4 protein-coding genes are annotated in these 2,750 nt (G+C 70.3%); 3 read left to right on the forward strand and 1 reads right to left on the reverse strand.

Features of this window, described 5'->3' with window-relative positions; translation table 11 throughout:
* A partial coding sequence (locus AB1634_19280) for a DNA polymerase IV (protein MEW6221656.1) occupies positions 1 to 479 on the forward strand: 479 nt, incomplete at its 5' end.
* A 15-nt stretch (positions 480 to 494) separates the two neighbouring features.
* On the opposite strand, the gene AB1634_19285 is transcribed toward AB1634_19280, so the two are convergent.
* Positions 495 to 1,394 carry a hypothetical protein gene (locus AB1634_19285; GenBank protein MEW6221657.1) on the reverse strand — a complete coding sequence of 300 codons (900 nt, stop codon included), beginning with the start codon at positions 1,392 to 1,394 and terminating at the stop codon, positions 495 to 497.
* Between the two features lie 230 nt (positions 1,395 to 1,624).
* Here AB1634_19285 and AB1634_19290 point away from each other — a divergent pair, with 230 nt between their 5' ends.
* Positions 1,625 to 2,002: a hypothetical protein gene (locus AB1634_19290; protein ID MEW6221658.1), complete on the forward strand. Its 378-nt coding sequence runs from the start codon at positions 1,625 to 1,627 to the stop codon at positions 2,000 to 2,002.
* 64 nt (positions 2,003 to 2,066) lie between these two features.
* A partial coding sequence (locus tag AB1634_19295; GenBank protein MEW6221659.1) for a glucokinase occupies positions 2,067 to 2,750 on the forward strand: 684 nt, incomplete at its 3' end.

The following is a 2,750-nucleotide window of genomic DNA, read 5'->3' on the forward strand; positions in this document are numbered from 1 at the left end:
AGCCCGAGCGCCCCGCCCTCTCCCTGGGCCGGGAGGAGACCTTCGAAGAGGATATCACGGACCGGGTGCAGGCCGAAGATGCTCTCCTCGGGCTGGCCATGGCCGTGGCCCGCCGGCTGCGCCGCCCTGGCCTGGCCGGTCGCACCGTCACCCTCAAGGTCAAGTACCACGATTTCTCCCAGATCACCCGCAGCCACAGCCTGGAACAGGCCACCAGCGACGGCCACCGGATCTGGACCGCCTGCCGCCAGCTGCTCGATGCCACCGAGGTCGGCCGGCGGCCGGTGCGACTCCTGGGAATCACCGTCAGCCGCTTCCCCCCTGCGACCCGCAACCGCAGCCTGTTCCCGCCCCCGGAAGAGGAGCTGCGCCGCAACCGTCTCCACCAGAGTCTCGATGCCATCGCCGACCGGTTCGGCGGCGAAGCGATCCGTCCCGGTCGCCTGCTCGACCAGTCCGGCAACCGGCGGCGATCCTGAGCGACGGGATCCCGTTCAGGGCTCCAGCCGCAGATCGTCCAAAAACACCACCCGTCTTGTGGCCTGCCGGGTGACGAACAGCCCCAGCCCCCGGATATCCGCGAGGTCCATGGGGCGTCCCGCTGGTGCCCCCGCCACCTCGGCCAGGGGGACGCGGACCAGACTCCACCCCGGAGGCAGCCGCAGGCGTCGGTTGAACCGGTCCCGCTGACGACTGCCGGCAGCGGTATGGCGTCCGTCCTGGATCCGCAGCACCATCTCCAGGCCTTCCTGCCCAGGCACGAACAGGCGGCAGCTCACCGCCGCATAGCCCCGCCAGTCATGGGGAAAATAGCGCAAGGCAACGCCGGAATGACCGCCGGTACCGAGCTCGATGCGGAGCGACGCCCTGCCCTCGGCAGCCACCGTGCGGTCGCGACGGCGCTCCGCCTGGCCCTCCCAGCGGCCGAGCTGGCTGTCGGACTCGAAGTCGGCCAGTACCGGGAACTGCCAGCGGGCGAGGCACTCGTCGCTGGCAGTCTCCAGGAACGGCCAGGCGAGAACGATGAGGAGTGCCGATCCGGCCGCCACCGACAAGGGACGCAGCCCCCACCGCCGGCCCCTCCAGGGCCAACCGATGAGCAATGCAACCCCAGCGCCTCCCAGATCCCGGATGGCATCCATGGGATCGGACACCCGCCCCACCACAGCCTGGGCCCACTCGCTCCCCCAGGCCAGAAGGCCAGCCGCCACCAGCAGCAGCGCCAGTGCGTAGCGCCGGCGCCGCTGCTGGTCGGGCAGAAAGGACAAAGCCAGGGCAGTGCCGGCCATGAACAGGAGAACGTGGCCCAGGCTCCACAAGGCCTGGACGGAGCGTGCCGCAGAGGAATCCGGGGCCCTGGTGAAGAGGAGCACCACGCCCGCCGTCGAGGCCACCGCCAGCAGCCGACGCCATCGAGCAAGGCCAGGGCAGGCCATGGGCAATCTGGGGTTGCGGGCCTGGTCAGCTCCAGGTGGCCGGCAACAACGTCCGCGTGGGAGCATGATCCGGACAGCCATACAAGTCGTTTCCGGGAATGTCAACCCACCGGTTCTCTTCCCGGGTGGGAGGTGGTATGCTCAGCCAGGGCGTCGAGCCAGGGCACAGCCGGTCGACGGAGGTGATCATGGGCAGCTCATTCGAGATCGATCCGGAGAAGGGTCTCATCCTGTCGAGCTACTGGGGCGAGGTCAAGGCGGACGAGATCCTGGCCCACATCCGGGCCGTGCACGCGGATCCCCGGTTCCGCAAAGGGATGCACAGCCTGGCCGACTTCAGCCAGGCCAGGATTGCCGACGCCGACCTGGAGGCCATCTTCCGGTTCACCGATGTGGTCAAAGACGAGGTCCAGCACGTGCGGGGCAGCTGCCGGTGGGCGCTGGTGGTGCCGGACACAGGGAACCGCTCCCTGGCCCGGCTCTTCCAGCTCATGGGCGGCGATCTCATGATCACGGTGGAGATCTTCGACAACCGGCCGGAAGCCCTGGCCTGGCTCACCCACTAACCGGACGCACCGGAGCCTGCCTGCGCCTTGCCCGCCGCTGGCGGCAACGGTATGCTGGAGAGTCATGCGCATCCTGGCAGCAGATATTGGCGGCACGAAGACCGTGCTTCAACTGGCGGAGGTGGAGTCTGGAGCCGTCCGCCCTGGCCATCGGCAGCTTGTGGCCAGCCAGCGCTTCCCGGACGTGGCGGCCCTGCTGGAGGCCTTTTTGGCCGGTGCCGCGGCCGGTGCTATCGACGCCGCCTGCCTGGCGGTGGCCGGGCCGGTGACCGGCGGCCGGGCCCAGGTCACCAACCTGGGCTGGCAGGTGGATGCCGGGGAGCTGGCCGCTCGCTTCCGGATCGGCCGCGTCAGCCTGCTCAATGATTTTGCCGCGGTCGGCTATGGCATCGAGACCCTGGGGCCGGACGAGCTGGCGGTGCTGCAGGCCGGCACGGCGGAGGCCCTGGCCCCCCGGGGGGTGATCGGCGCCGGCACCGGCCTGGGGATGGGGCTTGTGGTCTGGACCGGGGACCGTCACCTGGTCCTGGCCTCGGAAGGCGGGCACGTGGACTTCGCGCCGGTGGACAACGAGCAGGTCCAGCTGCTGCGCTTTCTTTGGCGCCGCCAGGAGCGGGTCTCCTGCGAGCGCCTGCTGTCCGGTGCCGGCCTGGTGCAGATCTTCGAGTTCGCCTGCGAGCGGGCCGGGGCCCAGCCGGTACCGGCCCTGGCCGAGGCGGTGGCGCCCGGCGCTCCCGCCGAGGCCCTC

The organism is Thermodesulfobacteriota bacterium, from assembly GCA_040755095.1.
Classification (GTDB): Bacteria; Desulfobacterota; Desulfobulbia; order Desulfobulbales; family JBFMBH01; genus JBFMBH01.